General features: G+C 66.8%; 24 protein-coding genes and 2 pseudogenes. 15 read left to right on the forward strand and 11 right to left on the reverse strand.

Translation table 11 applies throughout. The annotated features are described in order from the left end of the window. The 7 genes and pseudogenes from JO059_RS14860 to JO059_RS14890 form a co-directional block, all read left to right on the forward strand. Window positions 1-231: pseudogene (locus tag JO059_RS14860) on the forward strand (thiolase family protein); the annotation flags it as partial. 7 nt (window positions 232-238) lie between these two features. After that, window positions 239-650: pseudogene (locus JO059_RS14865) on the forward strand (OB-fold domain-containing protein). Between the two features lie 83 nt (window positions 651-733). Beyond that, window positions 734-2,083, forward strand: coding sequence for an amidohydrolase family protein (locus tag JO059_RS14870; protein WP_293319969.1), 1,350 nt, complete (start codon window positions 734-736; stop codon window positions 2,081-2,083). A gap of 2 nt (window positions 2,084-2,085) precedes the next feature. Continuing rightward, window positions 2,086-4,440 carry a CoA transferase gene (locus tag JO059_RS14875; RefSeq protein ID WP_293320013.1) on the forward strand — a complete coding sequence of 785 codons (2,355 nt, stop codon included), beginning with the start codon at window positions 2,086-2,088 and terminating at the stop codon, window positions 4,438-4,440. Window position 4,441: 1 nt separating this feature from the next. Continuing rightward, entirely contained in the window at window positions 4,442-4,771 is a 330-nt protein-coding gene (locus tag JO059_RS14880) for a hypothetical protein (protein WP_293319971.1), read from the forward strand. Then, window positions 4,761-5,927: a thiolase family protein gene (locus tag JO059_RS14885; RefSeq protein WP_293319973.1), complete on the forward strand. Its 1,167-nt coding sequence runs from the start codon at window positions 4,761-4,763 to the stop codon at window positions 5,925-5,927. Before JO059_RS14880 ends, JO059_RS14885 begins: the two co-directional genes overlap by 11 nt. Then, window positions 5,924-6,373, forward strand: a complete 450-nt coding sequence (locus tag JO059_RS14890) for a Zn-ribbon domain-containing OB-fold protein (RefSeq protein ID WP_293319975.1) — start codon at window positions 5,924-5,926, stop codon at window positions 6,371-6,373. The genes JO059_RS14885 and JO059_RS14890 overlap by 4 nt, the downstream gene beginning before the upstream one ends. Here the strand turns inward: JO059_RS14890 and fadD1 are convergent. After that, complete coding sequence (fadD1, locus tag JO059_RS14895; protein WP_293319977.1) at window positions 6,343-7,956, reverse strand: fatty-acid--CoA ligase FadD1; 1,614 nt, start codon at window positions 7,954-7,956, stop codon at window positions 6,343-6,345. The two genes, JO059_RS14890 and fadD1, sit on opposite strands and share 31 nt — an antisense overlap. Window positions 7,957-7,970: 14 nt before the next feature. Next, window positions 7,971-8,732, reverse strand: coding sequence for an SDR family oxidoreductase (locus JO059_RS14900; RefSeq protein WP_293319979.1), 762 nt, complete (start codon window positions 8,730-8,732; stop codon window positions 7,971-7,973). A gap of 115 nt (window positions 8,733-8,847) precedes the next feature. Between JO059_RS14900 and JO059_RS14905 the strand changes: the two genes are divergently transcribed. Both JO059_RS14905 and JO059_RS14910 read left to right on the forward strand, forming a co-directional pair. Beyond that, window positions 8,848-9,903, forward strand: a complete 1,056-nt coding sequence (locus tag JO059_RS14905; protein ID WP_293319981.1) for an NAD-dependent epimerase/dehydratase family protein — start codon at window positions 8,848-8,850, stop codon at window positions 9,901-9,903. A 526-nt stretch (window positions 9,904-10,429) separates the two neighbouring features. Continuing rightward, window positions 10,430-10,837, forward strand: coding sequence for a J domain-containing protein (locus JO059_RS14910; RefSeq protein ID WP_293320015.1), 408 nt, complete (start codon window positions 10,430-10,432; stop codon window positions 10,835-10,837). Here JO059_RS14910 and JO059_RS14915 read toward each other — a convergent pair. Further along, window positions 10,834-11,664, reverse strand: coding sequence for an alpha/beta hydrolase (locus tag JO059_RS14915; RefSeq protein ID WP_293319983.1), 831 nt, complete (start codon window positions 11,662-11,664; stop codon window positions 10,834-10,836). The genes JO059_RS14910 and JO059_RS14915 overlap by 4 nt on opposite strands. A gap of 63 nt (window positions 11,665-11,727) precedes the next feature. Between JO059_RS14915 and JO059_RS14920 the strand changes: the two genes are divergently transcribed. After that, window positions 11,728-12,336: a TetR/AcrR family transcriptional regulator gene (locus JO059_RS14920; protein WP_293319985.1), complete on the forward strand. Its 609-nt coding sequence runs from the start codon at window positions 11,728-11,730 to the stop codon at window positions 12,334-12,336. 21 nt (window positions 12,337-12,357) lie between these two features. On the opposite strand, the gene JO059_RS14925 is transcribed toward JO059_RS14920, so the two are convergent. Together JO059_RS14925 and JO059_RS14930 are read right to left on the reverse strand one after the other, a co-directional pair. Continuing rightward, window positions 12,358-12,702: a hypothetical protein gene (locus tag JO059_RS14925; protein WP_293319987.1), complete on the reverse strand. Its 345-nt coding sequence runs from the start codon at window positions 12,700-12,702 to the stop codon at window positions 12,358-12,360. Between the two features lie 89 nt (window positions 12,703-12,791). Continuing rightward, window positions 12,792-13,736 (reverse strand): PHB depolymerase family esterase, encoded by a 945-nt coding sequence (locus tag JO059_RS14930; protein ID WP_293319989.1) that lies wholly within the window; start codon window positions 13,734-13,736, stop codon window positions 12,792-12,794. A 74-nt stretch (window positions 13,737-13,810) separates the two neighbouring features. Between JO059_RS14930 and JO059_RS14935 the strand changes: the two genes are divergently transcribed. Both JO059_RS14935 and JO059_RS14940 read left to right on the forward strand, forming a co-directional pair. Next, entirely contained in the window at window positions 13,811-14,260 is a 450-nt protein-coding gene (locus tag JO059_RS14935; protein ID WP_293319991.1) for a MarR family transcriptional regulator, read from the forward strand. A 104-nt stretch (window positions 14,261-14,364) separates the two neighbouring features. Further along, window positions 14,365-14,616 carry a ribosomal protein L7/L12 gene (locus JO059_RS14940; protein WP_293319993.1) on the forward strand — a complete coding sequence of 84 codons (252 nt, stop codon included), beginning with the start codon at window positions 14,365-14,367 and terminating at the stop codon, window positions 14,614-14,616. Window positions 14,617-14,634: 18 nt separating this feature from the next. On the opposite strand, the gene JO059_RS14945 is transcribed toward JO059_RS14940, so the two are convergent. Further along, window positions 14,635-15,444 (reverse strand): PaaX family transcriptional regulator C-terminal domain-containing protein, encoded by an 810-nt coding sequence (locus JO059_RS14945; protein WP_293319995.1) that lies wholly within the window; start codon window positions 15,442-15,444, stop codon window positions 14,635-14,637. Between the two features lie 78 nt (window positions 15,445-15,522). Between JO059_RS14945 and JO059_RS14950 the strand changes: the two genes are divergently transcribed. Beyond that, window positions 15,523-16,701: an SRPBCC family protein gene (locus JO059_RS14950; RefSeq protein ID WP_293319997.1), complete on the forward strand. Its 1,179-nt coding sequence runs from the start codon at window positions 15,523-15,525 to the stop codon at window positions 16,699-16,701. Window positions 16,702-16,759: 58 nt separating this feature from the next. Here the strand turns inward: JO059_RS14950 and JO059_RS14955 are convergent, their stop codons facing one another. The 3 genes from JO059_RS14955 to JO059_RS14965 all read right to left on the reverse strand — a co-directional run bounded on the left by JO059_RS14955 (window position 16,760) and on the right by JO059_RS14965 (window position 20,251). After that, window positions 16,760-17,644, reverse strand: coding sequence for a polysaccharide deacetylase family protein (locus JO059_RS14955; RefSeq protein ID WP_293319999.1), 885 nt, complete (start codon window positions 17,642-17,644; stop codon window positions 16,760-16,762). A gap of 180 nt (window positions 17,645-17,824) precedes the next feature. Continuing rightward, on the reverse strand, window positions 17,825-19,216 hold the full coding sequence (locus JO059_RS14960) for an alpha/beta hydrolase-fold protein (protein ID WP_293320001.1): 1,392 nt from the start codon (window positions 19,214-19,216) through the stop codon (window positions 17,825-17,827). 213 nt (window positions 19,217-19,429) lie between these two features. Continuing rightward, window positions 19,430-20,251: a mycofactocin-coupled SDR family oxidoreductase gene (locus tag JO059_RS14965; protein WP_293320003.1), complete on the reverse strand. Its 822-nt coding sequence runs from the start codon at window positions 20,249-20,251 to the stop codon at window positions 19,430-19,432. A 119-nt stretch (window positions 20,252-20,370) separates the two neighbouring features. On the opposite strand from JO059_RS14965, the gene JO059_RS14970 reads away from it, so the two are divergent. Beyond that, window positions 20,371-20,844: an SRPBCC family protein gene (locus JO059_RS14970; protein WP_293320005.1), complete on the forward strand. Its 474-nt coding sequence runs from the start codon at window positions 20,371-20,373 to the stop codon at window positions 20,842-20,844. Here JO059_RS14970 and JO059_RS14975 read toward each other — a convergent pair. Further along, window positions 20,839-21,393: a pyridoxamine 5'-phosphate oxidase family protein gene (locus tag JO059_RS14975; RefSeq protein ID WP_293320007.1), complete on the reverse strand. Its 555-nt coding sequence runs from the start codon at window positions 21,391-21,393 to the stop codon at window positions 20,839-20,841. The genes JO059_RS14970 and JO059_RS14975 overlap by 6 nt on opposite strands. Before the next feature lie 203 nt (window positions 21,394-21,596). After that, window positions 21,597-22,268: a TetR/AcrR family transcriptional regulator gene (locus JO059_RS14980; RefSeq protein WP_293320009.1), complete on the reverse strand. Its 672-nt coding sequence runs from the start codon at window positions 22,266-22,268 to the stop codon at window positions 21,597-21,599. Window positions 22,269-22,347: 79 nt separating this feature from the next. Between JO059_RS14980 and JO059_RS14985 the strand changes: the two genes are divergently transcribed. Then, window positions 22,348-22,935: a TetR/AcrR family transcriptional regulator gene (locus JO059_RS14985; RefSeq protein WP_293320011.1), complete on the forward strand. Its 588-nt coding sequence runs from the start codon at window positions 22,348-22,350 to the stop codon at window positions 22,933-22,935. Window positions 22,936-22,990 lie beyond the last annotated feature (55 nt).

Raw genomic sequence — 22,990 nt, forward strand, 5'->3', positions numbered from 1 at the left:
GCCAACCACGACCTCACCTTCCGCGGCGATTTCCCGCTCAACACCGCCGGCGGGCAACTGGGCTTCGGCCAGGCCGGCCTGGCAGGCGGCATGCACCACGTCTGCGACGCGACCCGCCAGATCATGGGGCGCGCCGGCGCCGCTCAGGTCGCCGGTTGCGAGCGCGCCTTCGTGTCCGGAAACGGCGGCATCCTGTCCGAGCAGACGACGCTGATCCTGCAGGGAGACTGAGCCGACAATGACGACATTCGAACGGCCAATGCCGGTCAAAACGCCTACGACCGCGCCGTTTTGGGATGCCCTGGCCCAGCACCGCATCGTCATCCAGTATTCGCCGTCATCGCGCGCCTATGTGTTCTATCCGCGGGTGCGCGCTCCCGCACACTGGCCGACGACCTGGAATGGCGTGAGATATCCGGCATGGGAACGTTGTACTTGTTCACGGTCGCTCGCAGGCCCGTGGGCCCCACTTCGCCGATGCCGTTCCCCAACTGCTCGCGATCGTTGAATGGGACGGGGGCCCAAGGTTTTCCACGGAGGTGGTCAACGTCGATCCCGCCGACCTGCGGGTCGGCATGCGCGTCCGGCCGGTGTTCTTCGACTATCCCGAGCATGACGTCACGATGCTGCGCTACGAACCCGCCGATTAGCGCGCCGATATGCACCGACCGCCAGGTCTAATGTGTGACTCGGAGCTCGGTCTACGAGTCCGTAGCGGTGACGGGAGTGCGGCATGAACAAGGACGACCTGATTCTGATCAGCGTGGACGATCACATCGCCGAGCCGGCCGACATGTTTGACGCGCACGTTCCCGCCAAGTACAAGGACCTTGCGCCCCGGGTGGTCATCGAGCCAGACGGTGTCCAACAGTGGTATTACGGCGAGGTTCGCGGACGAAACATGGGATTGAACGCGGTGGCGGGCAAACCCAGGGAAATGTACAACGTCGACGCGTCCCGCTACGACGAGATGCGCCCCGGGTGCTTCAACGTCGATGAGCGCATCCGCGACATGAACGCCGGCGGCCAGCTGGCCGGCCTGAATTTCCCCAACTTCACCGGCTTCTCCGGCCAGGTGCTCAACCAGGGACCGGACGCGGAAGTCAATTTGGTGATGATCAAGGCCTACAACGACTGGCATGTGGACGAGTGGTGCGCGGCATACCCGGGAAGGTTCATCCCGTGCGGCATCCTGCCGCTGTTCGACGTCGGCCAAGCCGCGCGGGAAGTGAAACGCCTGGCCGACAAGGGCTGCCACGCGGTGACCTTCTCCGAAAACCCCGAGGCGTTGCAGATGCCCAGTATTCACCGCGACTATTGGTATCCGCTGTTCGAGGCAGCCTGCGAAAACAAGACGGTGTTGTGCACCCACGTCGGGTCCGCCTCCCGGTCACCGCAGGTCTCGACCGACGCCCCGCCGAGCGTGATGATGACGGCGTCGTCGATGATGAGCATGTTCACGTTCACAGAGCTGATCTGGGCGGAGTTCTACGCCGACTTCCCGGAGATCAAGTTCTCGCTCACCGAGGGCGACGTCGGTTGGATACCGTACTTTCTCTGGCGCGCCGAGCATGTCTACCAGCGCCACTCCGGGTGGACGCTGGCCACGTTCCCGCCCGGCTACAGTGGGCCGACCGACGTGTTCAAGCGGCACTTCTACACCTGCTTCATCAGCGACAAAGTCGGCGTGCAAAACATGGACTGGTTCAACGAGGACATGTTGTGCTGGGAGTCTGATTTTCCCCATTCCGACAGCAATTGGCCGTTCGCGCCCGAGGACGTCGTCGAGACGATGGGCCATCTCGACGACGCGGTGATCAACAAGATCACTCACGAAAATGCAATGGCCGCATACTCTTTCGACCCCTTCCGGCATATCCCGAAGGAACATGCGCGGGCCGGCCGGCTGCGCGCGCAAGCCAAGGATGTGGACGTCGTCACGCACGTCGGCCGCCACGCCGGCCAGCGCGACCTCGACACGTGGGCGCGGATGACACAGTTCGCCCAGCAGGCACAGGCCGGCTTGCCGGTCACGGCAGAAGCCACCGGGATCACCGGGCGGACAACCACCCTGGCTGAGTGAACGTGGCAGCACAGGTCCCGTTCGAGGGCTGGCGCGTGCTGGAGTTGTCCAACGGCATCGCGGTGTCATACTGCGGCAAAATGTTCGCCGACGCCGGTGCCGACGTCGTGAAATTGGAAACGCCGCAGGGCGACTCGTTGCGGCGATGGTCGGCACGCGGCTGGTCGGGCGGGAGCCCGCCCGGGGCCCTGTTCGGCTACCTGGCAGCCGGCAAGAAGTCGGTGGTCAACGAGGATGACACGGAACTCGCTGGTTTGCTGGCGGGAGCCGATGTCGTGCTCACCGATCTCACCGACGGTTGGACGATCGACGACATCACGGCCCGCACCGGCCCGTCGGCAGTCGTCGTTTCGGTGACGCCGTTCGGAACCACGGGCCCTTATGTCGACGACAGGGTGATCGCCAACGAGTTCATTCTGCAGGCGTTGTGCGGCTCGATCGCCGGCCGCGGATGGCCCGGAGACGAGCCGGTGCAAGCCGGGGGGCGGCTCGGTGAATGGTTGGCCGGCACATTTGCCGCCGCGGTCGCCGCCGCTGCGGCGCGGCACGCCGCGCGCGGGGGCCGGGGCGAAGTCGTCGACGTCTCGACCTACGAGGCGATGGCGATCGCGATGGGCGGCCTGTCGGCCATGTCGGCGAGCGTGCTGGGAAAGGATTCGCTGTTATCCCAGCGCAGCCTCGAGCTGCCGTCCATCGTTCCCACCGCGGACGGCATGGTCGGGTTCTGCACCATTACTGCCCAACAGTTCCAGGATTTTCTGGTCATGATCGACCGCGCCGATCTGGTCGACGACGCCGAGCTGGCGTCGTTCGCCGGACGGGTCGAGCGCCGCGACGAGTTCCTGGACATGCTCACGAGATGGACGAAAATCCGTACCACGCAAGAGATCATCGAGCTCGCGGTGGCATTCCGCATCCCGGTGGCGCCCATCGGCACCCCCGCCACCCTTCCCGAGGTCGACCACTTCGTGCAACGTGGTGTGTTCGTCGAATCGGAGCTCGGGGTGCTGCAGCCGCGGGTGCCGTACCGCGGCGACGCCATCGCGACCCGGCCGCCGGGTCGGCCTCCGCTGCTGGGCGCCGACAACGGCGGCGTCCACTGGCCACCGCGGCCCGACCGGTCCCGCCAGGCATCCCTCGGCGCACTTCCCCTGTCCGACATAAGGATTACCGACCTCACCTCGTTTTGGGCCGGCCCGGTCGCCACCCAGTTTCTCGGCGCGCTCGGCGCCGACGTCATCAAGCTGGAGGGGGTTCGGCGCCCCGACGGCATGCGGTTCGCCGGGGGCCGTCCACCCGACTGGGACCAGTGGTGGGAGTGGGGCCCGGTGTTCCTGTGCAGCAACAACAACAAGCGCGGCATCAGCGTCGAGCTCAGCACCGAGGCTGGCCGCACCCTCGCGGTGGAGCTGATTGCCGCCAGCGATCTCGTCCTCGAGAACTACTCGCCGCGGGTGATGGGCAACTTCGGCCTCGAATGGGATGCGGTGACCGCGGCAAATCCCCGCGCCATCATGGTCCGGATGCCGGCGTTCGGCCTGGACGGCCCGTGGCGTGACCGCGTCGGGTTCGCGCAGACGATGGAACAGGCGACCGGCATGGCGTGGATGAGCGGGCACGCCGACGGTCCACCGGTGATTCCCCGGGGGGTCTGTGACCCCATGGCGGGGATGCACGCCGCGTTCGCCGCCATAGCCGCGCTGGTGATCCGCGACCGGGTCGGGACCGGAATGCACGTCGAATCGACCATGGTGGAGTCCGCGCTGAACGTGGCCGCAGAGATCGTGGTGGAGCACTCGCGCAACGGCATCGAGCTCCGTCGAGACGGCAACCGCGGCCCCGGCGCCACGCCGCAGGGGGTGTACCGCTGTCATGGTGATGACGACTGGGTAGCGCTCGCCGCAATCGACGACGCGGCTCGCGCGTCGTTGGCGAGGCTCATCGAGCGACCCTACCTCGGCCCGCTTGAGGCGGTGTGGCGACAGCGCGCCGACGAAACCGATCAACTCCTAGCCGAGTGGACCGCAAGCCATTCGGTGGCCGAGGCGGTCGACGCGTTGCGCGCCGGTGGGGTTGCGGCGGCACCCGTCACACCGGCCGCGGCGCTGCTGAGCGACCCACAGTTGCTGGCGCGCGGCTTCTGGGAAACGGTTGACCATCCCGTTGCGGGCTCTTTCTTGTGCACTGGAATGCCCTTCAGGTTCGTCGGACGGGCGGGGAGCTGGATCCGGCGGGCGGCCCCGATTTATGGCCAGCACACCGCAGAAGTGCTGACGGGTCTCCTGGGGCACAGCTCCGCGGATCTGGTCGAGTTACGCGCGTCGGGTGCCACCAGCACATGGCCGGCCGGACTGTGAGATGGCCGTGACGCTGTGCCTGGCGCCGCGCGCCGGCGAGTTGTGCGCCCCCATCCGGTTCCTGCTGCGGCAGGACTCGGTGGTGATGGAGCTGACCGCGCGGCACCGCATCACCGGGGTTGCGTGGGACGAGCGCGAACGCGCGGTGGCGATGGTCGTCGAGATCACCGATCCCGCCGCGGCGCGTCCGATAGACGTGCGCATCGACGTCGTCGAGACGGGCGCGGCCCGTCCCGAAGGGCGCTCCGTGGCGATCGGGACCATAGACCGCGACGGGCGAAGGTACGACGTGGTCGGGACTTATCTGGGGGTGGTCGCGGATGAGAACTAGCTCGACGAAGCGAACCGCGGCCATCGTCGGCGTTCACAACACCCGGCAGGGCCGTCGCCTAGCCGGCGAAACGTCGCAAAGCTTGGCGCTCAAGGCAGTTGACGGCGCTCTCGCCGATGCCGGCCTGAGCCTCGACGACGTCGACGGCATCAGCGCCGGCGCGCTGTCCACGACTTTGATCTACGATCTGCGCGTCGGCCCGGCCTGGCAGGGTCTGGGTTTCGGGGTCGGCATGATCACCGAGGCCGCCACCGCAATCGAGCACGGGATGGCCGAGGTCGTCGTGCTGGTCGCCGCTCAAGCAGGTGAATACCGTGACCACGAGGCCACGGCGCCGTGGACGCGGCCCGAGAACGAATTCGTCGCGCCCTGGGGGATGTTCACCGCCGCGGAGTTCGCGCTGATCGCCCGGCGTCACATGCATATGTACGGCACCACCCGCGAACAGCTGTCCATCGTGGCCGCCACGATTCGCAACAACGGATCGCAAAACCCCGAAGCCGTTTACTACCAGCGCGGACCGTTCACGCCCGACGACATCACCGCGTCGCGACCGATCGCCGAGCCGTTTCATCTCCTCGACTGCGCCACGACGTCCGAAGGGGGCTGTGCGTTGGTGCTGGCGAACATCGAAGGCATCGAGGTCGCGAGCCGACCGATTTACGTGTTGGGCAGCGGCGCAGACTTTCACGGGCCCTCGTATCAACATCCGCCCGCATGGGATCTGGTCGGTCGTCGCGGCGATCACGTGAACGGGTGCGTCGGCCGACACGCGGCCGAGCGGGCGTTCGGCCACGCCGGTCTGCGCTGCGACGATGTCGACGTGTTGGAACTCTATGATCCGTTCTCTTTCGAAATCATCCGCCAGCTCGAGGCCTTCGGATTCTGCGGCGAGGGCGAGGGCGGCCCGTTCGTCGCCGACGGTCACGTGGCAATCGGCGGCAGCCACCCGATCACCACCGATGGAGGGACCATGTCCTTCAGCCACGCGGGCGCCAATCCGCAGATGATGCAGCGGGCGATACGGGCCGTTCAGCAGTTGCGCGGCCAGGCGGGTGACCTCCAGGTGCCCGATGCGCACATCGCGTTGTGCAGCAACGGCGGTGCGGGTGCCCTGTTCACCACGGTGATCATCCTCGGAGACCAACCGCGATGACCTCCGAACAGTTGCGGCCTCAGAGCGGCCCGGTGCCCCACGCGAGTAGCCATGTCAGCGTTCCCTTCTGGGAAGGATGCCGAGCGGCGCAGTTGCGCTATCAACGCTGCCAGTCCTGCGGTTCGGTGAATTTCCCGCCCACCGAGCACTGCCGCCAATGCCTTTCGGCGGAATTGCGGTGGCAGCAAAGCAGCGGTGCCGGAGAGGTATACAGCTGGACGGTGGTGCACAGGCCCGTGACCCCGGAATTCCGGCCGCCCTATGCGCCGGCGATCGTCACGCTGGACGAGGGCTACCAGATGCTGACCAACGTGGTGGGTGTGTCACCGGAGGAACTGGCGGTGGGCATGCGCGTGCGGGTGCAATTCCATGCCGTCGGCGGCGAACTCACCCTGCCGTACTTCGCCGGCGAGGGTCAGCCGGTCGCCGAAGATGGCCCCGGTTGACGCGCGCCGCGCCGGTAGGCGGTGCCGCGTGGTTCACGCTCCCACAGAGTTTCGCCCTCGCCGACGGCCGTCCCCTGCGCTATCAGGTCGCGCTTGAGCACCTTGTGGGTGGCGGTACTGGGCAGCGTGGCGGCGATGCGGACGTATCGTGGGCGCGCCTTGGGTGAGAGGTCGGGTTGCGCGTCGAGAAACGCCTCGAATTCCTCGGGTTCGAGCGTCCGGTTTTCGTTGAGGACGATCGCGGCCATCACCTGGTCGCCGACGCGCTCGTCGGGAACGGCGTATACCGCGGCGCGATTTATCGCGCTGTGCCGCAACAGTATCCGCTCGATGGGCGCCGCGGCCATGTTCTCGCCGTCGACCCGCATCCAGTCGGCGGTGCGGCCGGCCAGGTAAATCCAGCCGTCGGCGTCGCGGTAGGCCAGGTCGCCGGACCAATACATGCCGTGGCGCATCCGTTCGGCGTTGGCTTCCGGATCGTTGTAGTAGCCGGTGAAAAAACCGGAACCCGCCGTGTTGACCAACTCGCCGACCGCTTCGTCGGCGTTGGCGAGCGCCCCATTGGCATCGAAACGCGCAACGGCACACTCGGTGACGGTGTCGCTGTTGTACACCGCGACGCCATCCACGCCTCTGCCGATCGAGCCCGCCGGCGTGCCGGGTTCGCGTATCACGATGACGGCGTTCTCGGTTGAGCCGAATCCGTCCTCGACTTGAACGTCGAATCGGCGCGCGAACTCCTCGATGTCCTTGTCGTTGGCCTCATTACCGAAAGCCACCCGGAGCGGGTTGTTGGCGTCGTCCTCGCGTTCGGCGGTGGCGAGGATGTAGGCCAGCGGTTTGCCGACGTAGTTCATATACGTGGCACCGTATCGCCGGATGTCGTCGAGGAAATTGCTCGCCGAGAACTTCGCCGGGACGATCGCGGCGCCGCAGACCACCGCCGGCGCCCACGCGGCGACGACCGCATTGGAGTGAAACAGCGGCATGGACACGTAGCAGGTGTCGTGCTCGGTCAGGGAGAAGCGCTCGGTCAGGCTGAGACCGGCGACCGTGGCCATGAGATGAGAGACCTGTACGGCCTTGGGGTTTCCGCTCGTCCCGGAGGTGAAGATCATCATGAACGGGTCCACGGGGGCGACGTGCCGATAGGGGACGAGTTCGCCGGCGCCGCTGACTAGTCTTTCCCACCGCGGCGTCGAGGTATCCAGAATTTGTGTTCCCCGGAGGTCCAGACCGTCCAGCAGCGGCCGATGCTCGGTGTCGGTCACGACGAACTGACAGTCCGCTCGGCGGATGTCGGCCGCCAGGGCCTCGCCGCGCCGGGTGGTGTTGAGGCCGCACAGCACGTAGCCGCCAAGCCCCGCGGCCGCCATTTGGGCCAGCATCTCGGGCGTGTTCCCCAGCAGCGCGCCGATGTGCATCGGTTGCTCTGGGTCCGCGGAGGCGATCAGGGCGGCCGCCCGCGCCGCTGACTTTGCCAGGTATTCGGCCCAACTCCATTGCAGCTCAGAGTGTTTCACTGCGACCGCCGGATCGGACAAGCGCCTCTGCAGAAGCGCCTGAATCGTGTCGTCAGCCATGGGGATCGCCGTCCCTATCCGCCTACCATCATGAGACCGCCGTCGACCGCAAGTAGCTGCCCGGTGATGAAGCCCGAACCATGGCCGGCCAGGAAAACCAGCATCGGCCCGACGTCTCGCGCCGCGTCTCCGAGGGTCCCGCCGAGCGGAATCATCATCTTCATCTGCTGGTCGATGAGCGGACCGGCTTCCGGGCCGAGGAACTCCCGCAACCGGTCGGCGCCCGCCGTCTGCACCGCTGGGGCCAACGCGTTGACGGTGACGTTGTCCGCGGCCCATGCGCGGGCAGCGGATCGTGTCCACGCCTGCACCGCGCCTTTGGTAGCGGCGTACACGGCGGAAACGGGGCTTCCCATAACGGCTTCGGAAGATCCGAAGTTGATGATCCGCCCGCCCTTGGGGTGTTGGTCCTTCATCACCGCGTAGGCGGCCTGATTCGTCAGAATGGTCGCCTTCACATTGGTGTCCAACAGGAACGAGATCTCGTCGACACCGATGTATCCCGGTATCCCGGCCTGCCACAGCCCCGCGGCGTTGACCAGGACGTCGAGTCCGCCGAGATGTTCGGCGGCTTGTTGCACCATCGCGGAGACGGCGTCGGCATCGCGCACGTCGCATTGCAGCCACGTGGCCGGGAGCTCGTCCGGCGGTGGAGTCTGGTGATAGGTGGCGGCGACGTCGGCACCCGCCTCGGTGAGGACCGCCACGGCGGCAGCGCCGATTCCCGTCGCTGCGCCGGTGACCAGGATCCGTCGCCCTCGCAGTGCGTTTTCCATGACCGCGAGCGTAACGTGGCCGCGAAATCCCATGCGATTTTTCGCCGTGGCGTTACGCGCGGAGCGACAAACCGGTTTCAGGCGCGGCCCGATCGGGTAGTCGGGCAGCGGTCCCATGAGGCGCAGACGAGTGGTAATCACCGGCGCTAGCGGCGCCGTTGGTGGCGCGCTGCTACAAAAGCTGAGCAGCAGCGATATTGAATACGACCTGCATGCGATCGCGTCTCGCCTCCCGCCGCCCGGCGCTGTGTCGTCGTCAGCGCAATGGCACCGGGTCGACCTGGGCGATCCCGGGGCCGTCACCCGGCTGCAGCGGATGTTCGCCAAGGTCCGCTGCGTTGTTCACCTCGCGTGGCCTGCTCAGTCGACGCGAAATGCACGCGTCCTCGATGCCGTCGGAGTCGGCGGCACTTACGCAGTACTCATCGCCGCGCATGTGGCCGACGTCAGCCAGCTCGTCTACCTCTCCTCCGCCGCGGCCTACGCACCCGCTCAGGGACAGCGTGTCGACGAATCATGGTCGACCGCAGGGGTTCCCACGTCCGCGTACAGCCAAGCCAAGTCGGCCGCGGAGGCATTGCTCGACGACTACGACCGCAAAGGTGACGGCCTTCCGATCACGCGACTGCGCCCCGCGTTCATCGTTGGGCGGCGCGCCGCGCCCGGCATCCGGCGGGGAGCGTTTCCGGCCTATTTCCCGCCCGGCTTGCTCAACCTGCTGCCGCTGTTACCGGTCCACACGGGGCTCCAGGTGCCCGTCGTCCATGTTGATGACGTCGCCGACGCATGCCTGAACGCCATCGAGCGCCGCGCGTTCGGCGCCTTCAATCTCGCCGCGGAACCACCGCTGCGTCCCAACGACATCGCCCGCACCTTCGGCGCGCTGGCGCTGCCAATCCCGCCACGACTCCTGCGACCGCTCGCCATGGCGGCGTGGCGGGCCCGGCTGCAACCGATCGACCCCGGCTGGCTCGACGTGATCACGTCGATGCCATTGCTCGATACGGCCCGAGCACGGATGAAGCTGTCGTGGCAGCCGCGGCACACCTCGTTGGAGGCCATGGAGGACTTGGCCCGGAGCCTCACCGCACGAACCGGCACACGACCTTCCGTGCTGACTGGCGGATCACTGGCCGGGGGCGTCCGGCGCCGATTCTCGGGCGATGAATAGGCACGTTGCACAGCCGTCTGCCTCGAAACGATGTCGAAAGATGCTTGAAAGGATCTGGCGGCAGTGCTATATGAAAACTATGGCGTTCACCGCAGATCCGTGCGCCGAGCAGAACATAGGAGGTGGACGGCCACGCCCCGCGCTGCCCGACCGGCCGCGACACTGGCGGCCCCGTCAGCACACCGTGCCGGTGTGGCCGACTCGGCGTTCTCCTCCGGGAAAGGCCCGCGTGCAGACCACAACACCACGATGACCGTCGACCACGGGAGGTGATGAGCCAGAGCGATTTCCAGCACCGGGCGATGACTCGCGTGCTGCCCACCGTGAGTAGGTATGCGCATGAATGCGGCCGACGCGGACCCAAGCGGGTGCTCGCGCACGCACTGCCATCACTCGTGGCGCAGCCGGGTGGGCGTACGCGAGTCATCACGCCCGAATCACGCCCGAACCCTCGGCCGCGTGAAGGTCGGCCGTATCCCACACGGCGGCAACCGCGTTCGTCTCGGAGGTGCGCCTCGTGACCGGCATGAATTTCGATCCCTATCAAGTGTTGGGTGTGCCGCCGACGGCGAGCCGGACCCAGATCACCCGCGCCTACCGCGAGCGGCTCCGCGCTCATCATCCCGATACCCGACCCGCGCAGGCATCGGAGGCCGCCGACGATGGACTGCAGGAGGTGCTCGCGGCATACGCGCTGTTGCGCGATCCCGCCCGCCGCGCCGAATATGACCGGCGCGCGGCCGGTCGTACCACCAAAGCGCGGGTGCGGGTAGTGCGGAATCCGACCGACGGTGCCCGCCCCGCATCGATCGACGTTCCGATCACCTATCGCCGGGAGGCGCCCGATGCACCATCGGTGGGCCTGTGGGCCGGGCCCGTGCGCCGCCACATGTCGCGCGCCCCCACCGAAACCCGTCCGCCGACAGCTGATTAGGTGCGCACCGCGATCGTCGACAGCAGATTCGCCAGCCGGTCCGGCTGGTCCACCATCGAGAATGTCCTTGCTCCCTCGATGACCTCCAGGCGCGCGTTCGGAAGGGTTGCCGCCAGCCGTTCGCCGTCCCCGAGCTCGAAGAAGACGTCGTCGGCCGACCACGCTACGAGCGCCGGCTTGTCGAACTCGGACAGGCGGGCGGCCACGCCTATGGTGACCTCCGTGCGCAGCGACAAGGTGAACTGACGCAGATCCTCCGCGACTGCCGGATCGGAAAGCGCGGGCCGCACCCATGCTTCTGTGAGCGCGTCGATGTTGCGGTGCGCCAGCCCGGCGAAGGCGCGTTTGCGCGCCGCCGGGACGCGCATGGCCTGGGCCGCGGTCCGAAACGTCGTCTTGGACTTGGCGGCCAGGATCACCGGTTTGAGGATCGGCGGCGGAAAGTGCTCGAAGGCATCGCAACTCGTGAGCACCAACGCGCCCAGCCGCTCGCGATGATGCACCGCCACAAGTTGTGCGACCACGCCGCCGGTGTCGTTGCCGACCAGCACCACGTCCTCGAGACCGAGGGCGGCAAGCACGTCCGCGACCATGCCGGCGACGCCGGTGATGGTTCGATCCGCGCCGGGACGCAACGGTTCCGGGTGCGCGCCCAGCGGCCAGGTGGGGGCGATGCAGCGCAGGCCGAGGTCACCGAGGCGGTCGCTGACCTGGCGCCATAAATCGCCGCCCATCAAATATCCGTGGACGAAGACAACGGGCCTGCCGTCTTGCGGTCCGGTTGCTTCGTAATGGATTCTCCCGGCACTAATGTCGATCGTCGGCATAGATGGCTCCCACTGGATACACTTACAAACAGGCTGTCTGTTGGTAAGTTAGCAACAGGTTGTATGGAAATCAAGAGACGCACCCAGGAGGAACGCTCCGCGGCGACGCGTGACGCGTTGATCTCGGCCGCCCGCAAGCTGTGGGGTCGGCGAGGCTACGCCGACGTGGGAACGCCCGAGATCGCCGCGGCCGCCGGCGTCACCCGGGGCGCGATGTACCACCAATTCGCGGACAAGGCAGCGCTTTTCAGTGAGGTCGTGGAGGCGGTAGAGCAGGATGTGATGGCCCGGATGGCGACCGTGGTGGCCGAGTCGGGAGCGACGACGCCCGCGGACGCGATCCGCGCCGCGGTCGACGCCTGGCTCGAGGTCTCCAGTGATCCGGAGGTGCGGCAGCTGATCCTGCTCGACGCACCCAGTGTGCTTGGTTGGGCCGCGTTCCGCGATGTCGCTCAGCGCTACAGCCTGGGCATGACCGAGCAGTTGCTCACCGGGGCCATCGACGCGGGGCAGCTGGCCCGCCAGCCGGTGCGACCGTTGGCCCACGTGCTGATCGGCGCCCTCGATGAGGCGGCCATGTTCATCGCCACCGCCGAGGATCCCGAGCGGGCCCGCCGAGACACCCGCGAGGTGCTGCACCGCCTCATCGACGCAATGCTCGGCGAAAGCTGATGGCAACGGTGTTTCAGCGGATCAGTACGTGTGTACTTGGGGGCACATCTGCTTGAGCCAATTCGCGATCAGAGTTCGCTGGGCATCGAGATCCGGATCGGACAGTTGGCCGCCGCCGGTGGCGACGAAATGTTCGATCGCGGATTTGACCGAGTCGGGCATGTCATACTTTTCCAGTGCGTCGGCGTACTTGCGTGCAGTCGCCGGTGTGGTGGAGAGCATGAGGGCGTCCTTGTCGAAACTGATTTCGTAGCAGGTGGTTTCGTCGGGCGGCGCCGCTTGCGCCACGGGGGAGTAACCCGCCGTGAAACCTGTCGTGGCCATCGCGATGGCGGCGATCGCCGCGGTCACCGATCGGGTTCGCATTGAAGTCACCCTACCCGCGCGTGGTCGAACGTTGAATCGTTCGGCGGGAAACGCGCAGGGGGCGCACCGACTCGACGCGCGATGCGCAATCAACGGTGGCTCCGGGCGAAGAACTGCCAGATGATGTCGGTGGCGTCGAGCGCCGTGGATGGGGCGGGAATCCCCGCGAGCCGCTCCGCGAGGGGACTCGGCTCGCCGCCGGGCCACTGGTGCCCCGCGCCCGCAACAGAGACCAACTCCACCGCGCGCCCGTCCGCGCATCCCGCGGTTTGGGTGGTCACCGGGCCGACAGTGCTCGAAGCCGGCGAACCGCAGCCGTCGATGGCACGCCAGGTGGCATTGACCGACTCCACCGACGGGCCGTCGACGCGCGGATTCCCGTTGATGGCTAGGGCCTTTCCGGGCCCACCGTTGTAGGGGACCCTGTCGTCGGCCGTGCCGTGGATTTGTAGCACGGATGTTGGTCGCGCCTGGGAACAGTCGGTCAGGAGCGTGCCCGCCACCGGGGCGATCGCGGCAAAGGTGTCGCTCTGGCATCCGAGTCGAAGCGCCATCATGGCCCCGTTCGACATCCCGGTCACGTAGACGCGAGCGCGGTCGATCGGGATTTCCTGCTCGATGGCTCCAACCATGCTCGTGATGAAGCCGACGTCATCGGCGTTGATGCGCTGCGGCTCACCGCAACACGTCCCGGCGTTCCAGGCGCGGTTGAGACCGTCGGGGTAGGCGACCAGGAAATGCCCGCCGTCCGCCTCGCTGTCCCAGTGATAGGAACGCTCGGCCTGCTCCCCGGTGCCGAAGCCGCCGTGCAGAATCACGACCAGAGGCACCGCGTCGGTCAATCCCTGCGGCCGGTAGAGGTGAAAGGTCCGGCTCACGCCGCCCGACTCGACGGTCTGGGTGGACTGGCCCACCGGGATCGACTGCGCGCCGGGCGTTCCGGACGCGTGCCCGCCGCCCAGGCACCCGCCGAGCGCCATGACGAGAACCGGGAGAAGACATCCGCCGAGCGCTCGAAGGCAGCGAGAACGCATGGCACTCATCCTGGCACCCGGCGAGAACTTTGACAAGTAGCTTGTCAATCGTCGAGGGTGGCACACTCGTGGCCATGCGACGTGTCGTGGATGCCGAGTGGACGCCGACCGTGCCGGCCCTGGTGAACTTGGTCGCCGCGTCTGGGGCGCCCCGCCTGAGATCGGCGTTGGACGCGGCCGGTCTTGACGGGATCCGCCCGGGCCAAGCGGTTGTGCTCGTACCGCTGGCGGCGGGCGGACTGCACGCGTCGGCTCTGGCCGAACGGTTGAGGGTGAGCCGGCAGGCCGTGGCCCAGGCCGTCGCGGCTCTGGAACGACACGACTATGTGAGTCGAGTGCCCGACCCAGCCGATGCCCGAGCCCAGATCATCGAGCTGACGCCACGCGGTCGCCAAGCGATACGCGTAATGCGTTCCACTGCAGTCGATGTGGAGAAGCGGTGGCGACTGATCCTGGGGGCACAGCGGCTGGGCGAGTTGCGCGAAATATTGCAGATGCTGCTGTCGGCCGAATCCGAGGCCTGATAGCGATCCGGTCCGGCGTAGGTTCGACATGCCGAGATGTCGGCGTTGAATTTGGCCGCGAAGCGTGGGGAAGGACGACGCCGCGATCCGATTATGGTGGCGGAATGGAAGAAGGGTTCGCGCTCATCAACCGACGCCTTGCCCTGCTCGAACAGCAGGTGCGCCTCTTGTCGGAGGCCGTCGGGCTCCCGTGCCCGACATTCGCTAGCGACGCGGCTGTCCCCGGGCACGGCGGTGTCCCCGCCGAAGTCATTTCCCTTGCCCGCGGCGGCAACGCCATCGCCGCGATCAAGCTGTACCGCGAGCTGACCGGCGCCGGACTACGGGAGGCCAAGGACGTGATCGATTCGCTGTAGGCACCTTCCGCGACGGCCCTAGGACCGGCGGAAGACGCTGTTGATGCGTTGTTTGAATGCATGGTCGAACCGGCGGTAGGTGCGACGCAACGCGTCTCCGGGCCAATCGTCGGCGGTGAATTCGACGGGCAGGAGCGGGTCGAATTGTAGCTGGCGGACGACTGCGATCGAGAGCGCGAACTCGTAGGTGAACCCTTCGGCCGACTCCTCTCGATTGCCCGCCGTGAGCGCCTCGTTCATCGCCTCGATGAGGATCCCGGCGTCGGCTGCCCAGTCGTCAAGGGAAAACAGTGATCGGACTCTGGCGGCGGCGATATCCGTGGCGGCGCCGTGGAAGTGGATGCACTGCCGGTCCAGCACCGCCCGTATCGTCGGGAGCCGTTGCGGATCAAGGTTTTCCGGGCGAATCCAGACGCCCTCCCGAAGCTCGGCCAGATGCAGCGCTGTTGCCGCCTTCCGCAGCTCGAGGCGATCGGATGCCGACCTGCGGTCCAGGGAAACGATGGCCAGTTCCCATGTTCCGTCCCACACGCGCGCAGCATCGTCGATCCGGGACGCCTCGTCGACGCGCTGACGGCGCTCCGACAATCGCCCGGCTAGCGCATAGCTGCGGTCATCGCCAATGAGCTCGTCGTTGGACACCATCCGCCACAGGCAGGTGCGGGCCGCGCCGGCGCTGATTCCGAATTGTGAAGCCACCGCGACCAGCTCGGCCACCGTGAGCCGGCCGTTGTCGGAACCCAACAGGGCCGAAGCGAGTACCGAGCGCGCGCTGAGCGGACGACTGCCGATCAGCTCGGTGAGGCGGGACCGCGAGAATGCGCGCACGTCTCCATCTTCGCCGATCGTCCGCGAAATATCACGAAATCATTGACGCGTGACATCCATGATGTGATACTGACCCGCATGGTCTCGCCGACGAAGTCGGTGCTTGCGGATGATGTGGAGATCGTTCGGCGCATCCTCGCGCATATCGACGCCGGTACCACCGACGAGGGAGCACCGTGGCGTGAGCCCGTCGAAAATTACCTGCGCCCGGACAGATTCGCGGAGGAACTGCGGCTGCTTCGCGCGCTGCCGAGCGTTTTTGTTCCCAGCGCGGCGATCCCGAAACCGGGCGACCACGTGCAGCGAGTCGCCTTCGGAGTGCCGCTGTTCGCCGTGCGCGGGCGCGATGGACGAGCGCGGGTGTTCCGCAACGCCTGCCGGCATCGCGGATTTGCACTGGTCGAGGACGCCGGCTGCGCCCGCGCGCTGGTGTGCCGCTATCACGGCTGGACCTATCGCCTGGACGGCACGCTCTCATACGTTCCCCACGCCGACGCCTTTCCTGGTCTCGACATGTCGACCCGCGGCCTGGTCGAGGTCGAAAGCCGCGAGGTGGACGGCCTCCTCGTGATCGGCGCGCTCGACCCCGGCGATGCGGGCCCGCAAGGCTGGGTCGACGAGGCGATGGCGGCGCTGACCGACGGGACGCCGTGGCGCGACAAGCTTGTCCCCGCGGAAACGCTCATCTACGTGGATTCCACGCCGCGAGCAATGAACTGGAAGGTTCTGGTCGAGCAGTTTCTCGAGGGCTATCACATCAAGGCGACGCACAAGGACACCTTCTTCCCGCTGCAATACGACGATCTGAACGTGATCGAGGCATTCGGTCCCAATAGCCGACTTACCTTCCCGTACCGCAATATTGAACGGCTTCGCGACCGTCCGGAGGCCACCTGGTCGACCGACGCCCGGGTGACCTACGTGTATCACCTCTTCCCCAACGTCATGGTCGCGACGTTCCCGGATTTGGTCCTCGTCATCGTGATCGACCCGGTCGACATCGACCACAGCACGGTCACGATCTATTCCATGGTCAAGGCAGGGTTCGCGGAGCGGGTATCGCCCGGCCCCCCGATCAGTCCGGCCGGCACCCTGGTGGCGCGCGGGGCGGTGGAGGACAACGAGATGTCGGAGGGCGTCCAGCGCGGCTTGCGTTCAGGCGCAAACGAATTCGTGGAGTTCGGGCGGCACGAGAGCGCGGCCGGGCACTTTCACGCCACCCTCAACGAGCGCCTCGCCCGCTTGGCCACCGCCTGACCTCAGCGGCCGTATGCGGCAACCGCACGGCATGCGGGTTCCTGTCGAGCGGCGACCGCTACGGGGTTTTCAGGAACACGTCGTTGAGCGTGACGGTGCGCAGGTTTCGGTCGCGGATGATCTCGACGAGCTGCGGGTAGACGTGCGTGACGGGGGGATGGTTGAGGTGGCCGATGACGATGGCCTGCGGGGCGAAGTATTGATCGGCCATCTTCACGATGTAGTCCTCGGTGATCATCGTGGAATCCGACAACGACCCCGACCATAACGTCGGGACGGTGTAACCGAAATCGGCCGCCACGGCGTCGACGGCGGCATTGCGCTTTCCATACGGTGGCCGCCAGTATGGCTTGGCGCCGATGCCGTATGTCTTCTTCAGAAATTGGTCGTTGCGGCCGATCTGCTGGGCGATCTGATCTTTCGGCAGCGTGGTCAGATCCGGATGCGACCAGGTGTGGTTTCCCAGCTGGATCTGACCCGAGTCGACCAGCGGTCGGAGCATCGGCAGGTTTTCGGTCCACGACGGGTAGACGCCGTTGACGAAGAACGTCAGCCGAATCCCGGTGTCCTTGGCGAACTGCGTGTAGGCGCGCACCACGTCGCTGTTAACCCCGTCATCGACGGTCAGGGCGAGCAGATCGCCCTGGCCCGGAATCTTGGTCAGCGCGCCCCCGCCCGGCAGCGGGATGCGGGCGCTCATTGGCGGGGGCGGTAACAACGCCGACGGTGCGGTGGGGCCCGAGGTTGGCACCCGCGCCTCGGGTGCCTGCGCGAACGTGCGCGGCTGCGGGTCGACCACCAGACGAGCCGCGCCGACCCCGGCAACGGTGGCTGCCGCCAGCGCCCCGAGAAAACGACGCCGATTGAGCTCGGGGGAGACCCCCGACGACGCGCCCGAAAAGTTCCAACCCCTGTCTGAGGGCCTGGGGACGGTGAATTTCACGCGGTGCTTCGAACGCCGTTTGCGGTGCGAGGTCGGCACACGGGCACCCGTACCAGGGACCCCCATGTCGCCAAACTGCGCAGCCACAGCAGCGAACCGTACCACTAGCGGCGGCGATATGCGGGATTCGTTACGGGAGGTTTCGCTGTGAACTCAGCAGCAAAAGGATAACGGTTCGGATCACGGCGCCGTCCCGGCGCCGCGTCGTGGCAGCTCGACGGGCTCGGCGCCGGGGCTCCCCAGTGTCGCGGCCAACCACGGCAGCGATGCGGCGAACGCCTGGGCGGCGAACGGCCAATCATGTTTGCCGGGTTGGCTGACCACCGCGCACGTGATCCCGTTGGCGGCGGCGAGTGCGCACAACGAGTTGGCGGCGGCATCCTGGCCCTCGGGGTTGGCGGCCGCGTCGATGCCGGGCACGCCGAGGGTGGAATTGGCTCGCTCGGCGATGTTGCGTGCTTCGGAGGACGCGGGGACGTCGAACCAACCGGAGACGCCGGTGTAGGGGCCATGCCGAGCGATGACGGTGGCCGGGTCGAAATCGGCCCAGGCAGAGGTGTCGCCGCCGAACAACCGGGCGATGGATTGGTCCTTGGCACCGACGTTGGGGCTGCGGTCCCCGGCGATGTCGACGAACGCGCTGAACAGGTCCGGATGCATGACCGCCAAATCGATCGCGCAGGTGCCGCCCATGGACCACCCCGCGACGCCCCAATTGGCTCGGGCGGCGCTGACGCCGAAGTTCGAGACGACGAAGGGGACGACATCCTTCGTCAGATGGTCGGCGGCGTTGCCGTGGGTTCCGTTCACGCATTCGGTGTCGTTGTCGAACGAGCCGGTGGGGTCTACGAACACCAGCACGGGGGCGAACCCGTGATGTGTGGCCGCGAAGTCGTCGATGGTGGTGAAGGCGCCGCCGGGGCGCAGCCAATCGGCGGGGGTATTGAAAGCCGAACTGATCATCATCACCGCGGGCAGCCGGGGCGGCGGGTTGCTGCTGAACCACGCCGGCGGCAGATAAACGAGTTCCTGGCGGTGGGGGAAGTGCGACGCGTCGGCGCTGATCGTCACGGGGACCACGACGCCCTTGTCCGGCTTTGTTCCCTCGAGCTGCATCGCGGTCACCCGCAGCCGGTCGATCTGGTCGGGCAGCGGCCGCGATGTCAGCTGATTCCACGCCGCCAGCACGTTGGGGAAATAGCCGACCCAGCCGTTCACGGCCAGGGCGACGCACAACACGCACAGGGGTACGGCCAGGATCGCCAGGCCCCGTCGCCACCAACGGGCACCGGGCCATCCGAGCAACAGCACCGCGACCGCGATTCCGCTGGTGGCAATCCACAGCCACAGCGACGGCGGTGCCGGATCCCCGGCCAGCCCGATCGACGTGATGTACCGGTACGACAGCGCCGTGACGCCTGCCGCTATGGCCAGCGCAGCGAGGATCGTCCAACCCCGCCAGCGTCGTCTGCGCCACCCGATGCCGGCGACCGCGACCAGCAAGGTCAGCGCCTGTACCGCAGCCGGCAACCACCCGTGCAGCAAGGACCACTCTTGGACGAATTGCGGCAACGCTCGTGACCTTCGCTAAATCGGATCGCTCTGCGAATAATCCACCGGCCGGGGCTTGGGAACGCGGCAGGCCAGATCAACTATTCCACAGGACCGTCGTGAAACATGTCGGCGAAGGAGCGGAGCCGCAGGGTGTTGCCGACACCTAAAACACTGAAAAAGCCATTGCACCCGGCCTTCTCGGTGCGCACTTCTGGCGCGGCCAATTCCGTCTCAGCAGTATGAGATGCCCATATCCACCGAAACCTGGGTGCCGGTGACCAATCGCGATTGGTCGGAGGCCAGCCAGGCGACGGCGTCGGCGATGTCCTCGGGTTGTGCGGTGCCTTCGGGCAGCAACGGTCGGTTCAGGCCGCGCAGGTACGGATACGATTCGCCGGCCGATCGGATGGCCTCGCGCATCTGGCCGCTGCCCATCGGGGTGGCGACCGCCCCGGGGTGCAGGCTGTTGACTCGGATGTTGTGCCGGCCCAGTTCGGCGGCGAAAGCGCGCGCCATCCCGGTGACCGCATGTTTGCTCGTCACGTAATGGACCATGAACGGCTCGACTCTGATGCCGGCGGCCGAACCGATGAGGATGATCGAACCACCGCGGCCGCCCTCGATGATGTGTCGAGCCGTTGCCATGACCGTGTTCCAGGTGCCCGTCACATTGGTGTCGATCGTGTCGCGAAAGGATTCGGCGGTGATGTGGTCCCAGGCCGCGGGACTGCAGATGCCCGCGTTGGCGACGACGATGTCGAGGCGTCCCAGCTGACCGACCGCCCAGTCGACGGCGGCTTGCAGAGCATCGAGGTTGCGGATGTCGACGGCCGTGGCGATGACGCGTCCACCCGCGGCATTCACCAGCCGCACCGTTTCCGCCAGATCGTCCGGAGTCGGCGAATCGTAGGGCACGCTGGGCGGCAAGGGCCCGGCGATGTCGAGCGCGATGATGTCGGCGCCTTCGGCGCTGAGTCGTACGGCGTGTGCTCGGCCCTGTCCGCGCGCGGCGCCGGTGATCAGCGCCACCCTTCCCGAGATCGATTGACTCATGGGTCCGTTGGCTTCCTTCCTGGCCCCCTGTTCTGTGGCTGTTCCTGCCCGTGCGCAGGTGCAACCCGGCGAAGCGTAGCGTCGACCGTGCGCTGCTGGTCAACCGGAAGGAGGCCGCCATGACCGTCAACGTTGTCGATGCGGGACCCCGCCAGGTGAGCCGGTCGGTCGAAGTGGACGCGCCGGCCGCCGAGCTGTATGCCTTGGCCGCCGATCCCCGCCGGCACGCCGAATTGGATGGATCCGGCACCGTGCTCAACAACATCAAGGTCCCGCCGAATATGGTTGTCGGCTCGAAGTTTTCGACGAGCATGAAGATGTACGGGCTGCCGTACCGCATCACCAGCACGGTGACCGCGCTCAAACCCGGCGAATTGGTGGAGTGGCGTCATCCGCTGGGGCACCGCTGGCGGTGGCAGTTCGAATCGCTTTCGCCTACCCGAACGCGGGTCACCGAGACGTTCGACTACAGCCGTGCGGGTGCGATCAAGAACGCGCTGAGGTACTACGAGTTGATGGGCTTCCGGAAGGCCAACGAGACGGGCATCGAGGCCACACTGGCCAAGTTGCACGACCGCTACGCGAATTCATGACGGGTCCGGCGCATCCCACGCCACCACACCGGAGACCCAGTGGGTCAACTGCTCGACCTGGTCGTTTCGGTGCAGGTGTCGCGGCGGCGTTGCGTAGCTGGCGTACGGCCGGCAGCGGATCACGACCCGGTTTTCTCGTTCGCACATGGCCGCCACGTCCGGGCGCGCCGCCTCGTCGAGCGGTTGACCGGACATGCGACCGGCGACTGCCATCATGACATCGGTCGCCAGTTCGCGATCGGCATCGATGGTCGCGTCCGCGTAGACCTGGAGGTAGCTGAAGGGCCATATTTCGTCGAGGACGCACAGGCTGACCTTGCCGTCGCGTTGGACGACGCGCGCCTTGCCGCGGCCCGCCATGGTGGAAACGAGCAATTCCCCGGTGTCGGTGGGGATGTAGTAGACGACCGACATGGCCGGGCCGTCGTTGCGGCGACGGTAACCGAACACGCAGGTGCGGTGGGTCCGGACGAATCGGCGTCGCTCGGAGGGAAGCATGTCGCGGTCGGTCGGAGCCACAAACGGCTCCGGCGCCAGGGGAAGCAGCATGGTGAGGTCCTTCCTATCAGGGCTATCAGGGACGTTGACCGACGGCTGAGTCAATACTGCGGCGGTCGCCGAGGGTCTGAAAACGATGGTGGCGTCGATCGTGCCTGTGGCACGGACCCTCCCGTTGCTGCCCGGCAGGAAGGACCTCATTGCGCACGCCGCCGGCCTTCCCGTGCTGTCGGCGCTACCGGGCCAATTCCTGCTCAAGGATCTCGTATTGATCGGTGTTGCGCTGTGGGCTTTGGGCGACGCGTTGGCCGCGGAAAAAGCGTGCCCCTGATCAACTCCTTGGCCGATCGCAGCGTGGCCGCGTAGGACTCCGGTGTCAGGTTGGCCGCCTGCTCCGTCAGACCGCGGGTCAGCGCATAGATCGCGTTGACGGCGGCGGCCGGGTTGGTGCCCGGCGGCAGCGTCCCCCGGGCCCGGGCGTCGTCGATGATGCCATCGATGGTCTGGCGCAAGGCTTTGAGGCCCGGGTAGCCTCGTCGGCCGCGTCGGTGGGCGCGGCTTTCGGCGCGCATCGCGCGATCGAACGCGGCCAGGTCGGGATACTCCCGCATCAGCCGGTCCAACTCGTCGAGCACCGCCTCGAGGCGATCGACGGCATCATCCGCCTGCGCCGCGGCGGCTCGCAGTCTCGGCAGTGCCATCTCATCGATTTCGCGAACGGTGGCGTCGAGCAAATCCGACTTGTTTGCAAAGTAGTGATACAGGCTGCCGCTGGTCATCTCCGCGGCCGTGGCGATTTCCCGAATGGTCGTTTTGGAATAGCCGACCTCGGCCACGCAGCGCATGGTCGAGGCAATGATGCGCCGGCGGGTCTGCTCACCATTGGCGCCCACCGGGCGTCCCAACGGAGAGGGTGCCGCGGCCATGTGCACCTCCGCGACCGACTCCGAGTTAATTGATCAGCCGATTATATTCAACGGAACCGCACGATGGTGAGGACATTGAATGACACGGGCACAGCTGGGCCGCCCCGCCGGCGCCAGCGGCGAGGAGACCCGCCGGCGCATCATCGCCGCCACCATGCGCTGCGTGGCGAGGGCCGGGTATTCGCGGGCGACGATTCGCGAGATCGCTCGCGCGGCGAACGTGACCAGCGCCAGCCTGTACAACTACTTTCCCAACAAGTCGGAGCTGATCAAGGCGGCGATCGCGGCGAGGACGGACATCGCGCTGCCTCGGCTGCGTCGGGCTGCCGGCGGCCCGGGCGACGTCATCGAACGAATCGAGGCGGTGCTCGACGAATCGGCTCAGCTGATGCGCGAATACCCCGATCTCGCCGCTTTCGAATGGGCGATCCGGGCGGAAAACGCGGTCGCCCGCGACTCGCCCGTGGCCGGCGGCATCGCGTTCCAGGCCTTCAGGGAGATCATCGAGGGCATCGTCGACGACGGCCATCCGCGGGGTGCCGTGGAAGCGATCTATTCGCTGATCTATGGCCTGACCGAGCTGGCGGCGACGCTGCCCGCCGACGACTACCACGCGGCGTTGGGTTCCGCCAAGCAACTGATCCGCGGGACGTTGCTGTGCGACTAGCGGCGACACCCAATCGGTGTGCATTCGCAGCCCGCGGTGTGCGGTGAGGGCGCCG

The sequence above is a fragment of the Mycobacterium sp. genome, assembly GCF_019247615.1.
Taxonomy (GTDB): Bacteria; Actinomycetota; Actinomycetes; order Mycobacteriales; family Mycobacteriaceae; genus Mycobacterium.

What these genes read in the sequence shown, in the direction of transcription:
- JO059_RS14925 (WP_293319987.1), bottom strand. Translation starts at nt 12,702, where the DNA reads ATGCGAACCCGATCGGTGACCGCGGCGATCGCCGCCATCGCGATGGCC.
- JO059_RS14880 (WP_293319971.1), top strand. Translation starts at nt 4,442, where the DNA reads ATGGCCGTGACGCTGTGCCTGGCGCCGCGCGCCGGCGAGTTGTGCGCC.
- JO059_RS14885 (WP_293319973.1), top strand. Translation starts at nt 4,761, where the DNA reads ATGAGAACTAGCTCGACGAAGCGAACCGCGGCCATCGTCGGCGTTCAC.
- JO059_RS14920 (WP_293319985.1), top strand. Translation starts at nt 11,728, where the DNA reads ATGGAAATCAAGAGACGCACCCAGGAGGAACGCTCCGCGGCGACGCGT.
- JO059_RS14975 (WP_293320007.1), bottom strand. Translation starts at nt 21,393, where the DNA reads ATGCTGCTTCCCCTGGCGCCGGAGCCGTTTGTGGCTCCGACCGACCGC.
- fadD1 (WP_293319977.1), bottom strand. Translation starts at nt 7,956, where the DNA reads ATGGCTGACGACACGATTCAGGCGCTTCTGCAGAGGCGCTTGTCCGAT.
- JO059_RS14935 (WP_293319991.1), top strand. Translation starts at nt 13,811, where the DNA reads ATGCGACGTGTCGTGGATGCCGAGTGGACGCCGACCGTGCCGGCCCTG.
- JO059_RS14890 (WP_293319975.1), top strand. Translation starts at nt 5,924, where the DNA reads ATGACCTCCGAACAGTTGCGGCCTCAGAGCGGCCCGGTGCCCCACGCG.
- JO059_RS14930 (WP_293319989.1), bottom strand. Translation starts at nt 13,736, where the DNA reads ATGCGTTCTCGCTGCCTTCGAGCGCTCGGCGGATGTCTTCTCCCGGTT.
- JO059_RS14900 (WP_293319979.1), bottom strand. Translation starts at nt 8,732, where the DNA reads ATGGAAAACGCACTGCGAGGGCGACGGATCCTGGTCACCGGCGCAGCG.
- JO059_RS14965 (WP_293320003.1), bottom strand. Translation starts at nt 20,251, where the DNA reads ATGAGTCAATCGATCTCGGGAAGGGTGGCGCTGATCACCGGCGCCGCG.
- JO059_RS14915 (WP_293319983.1), bottom strand. Translation starts at nt 11,664, where the DNA reads ATGCCGACGATCGACATTAGTGCCGGGAGAATCCATTACGAAGCAACC.
- JO059_RS14870 (WP_293319969.1), top strand. Translation starts at nt 734, where the DNA reads ATGAACAAGGACGACCTGATTCTGATCAGCGTGGACGATCACATCGCC.
- JO059_RS14950 (WP_293319997.1), top strand. Translation starts at nt 15,523, where the DNA reads ATGGTCTCGCCGACGAAGTCGGTGCTTGCGGATGATGTGGAGATCGTT.
- JO059_RS14980 (WP_293320009.1), bottom strand. Translation starts at nt 22,268, where the DNA reads ATGGCCGCGGCACCCTCTCCGTTGGGACGCCCGGTGGGCGCCAATGGT.
- JO059_RS14905 (WP_293319981.1), top strand. Translation starts at nt 8,848, where the DNA reads ATGAGGCGCAGACGAGTGGTAATCACCGGCGCTAGCGGCGCCGTTGGT.
- JO059_RS14985 (WP_293320011.1), top strand. Translation starts at nt 22,348, where the DNA reads ATGACACGGGCACAGCTGGGCCGCCCCGCCGGCGCCAGCGGCGAGGAG.
- JO059_RS14970 (WP_293320005.1), top strand. Translation starts at nt 20,371, where the DNA reads ATGACCGTCAACGTTGTCGATGCGGGACCCCGCCAGGTGAGCCGGTCG.
- JO059_RS14910 (WP_293320015.1), top strand. Translation starts at nt 10,430, where the DNA reads ATGAATTTCGATCCCTATCAAGTGTTGGGTGTGCCGCCGACGGCGAGC.
- JO059_RS14940 (WP_293319993.1), top strand. Translation starts at nt 14,365, where the DNA reads ATGGAAGAAGGGTTCGCGCTCATCAACCGACGCCTTGCCCTGCTCGAA.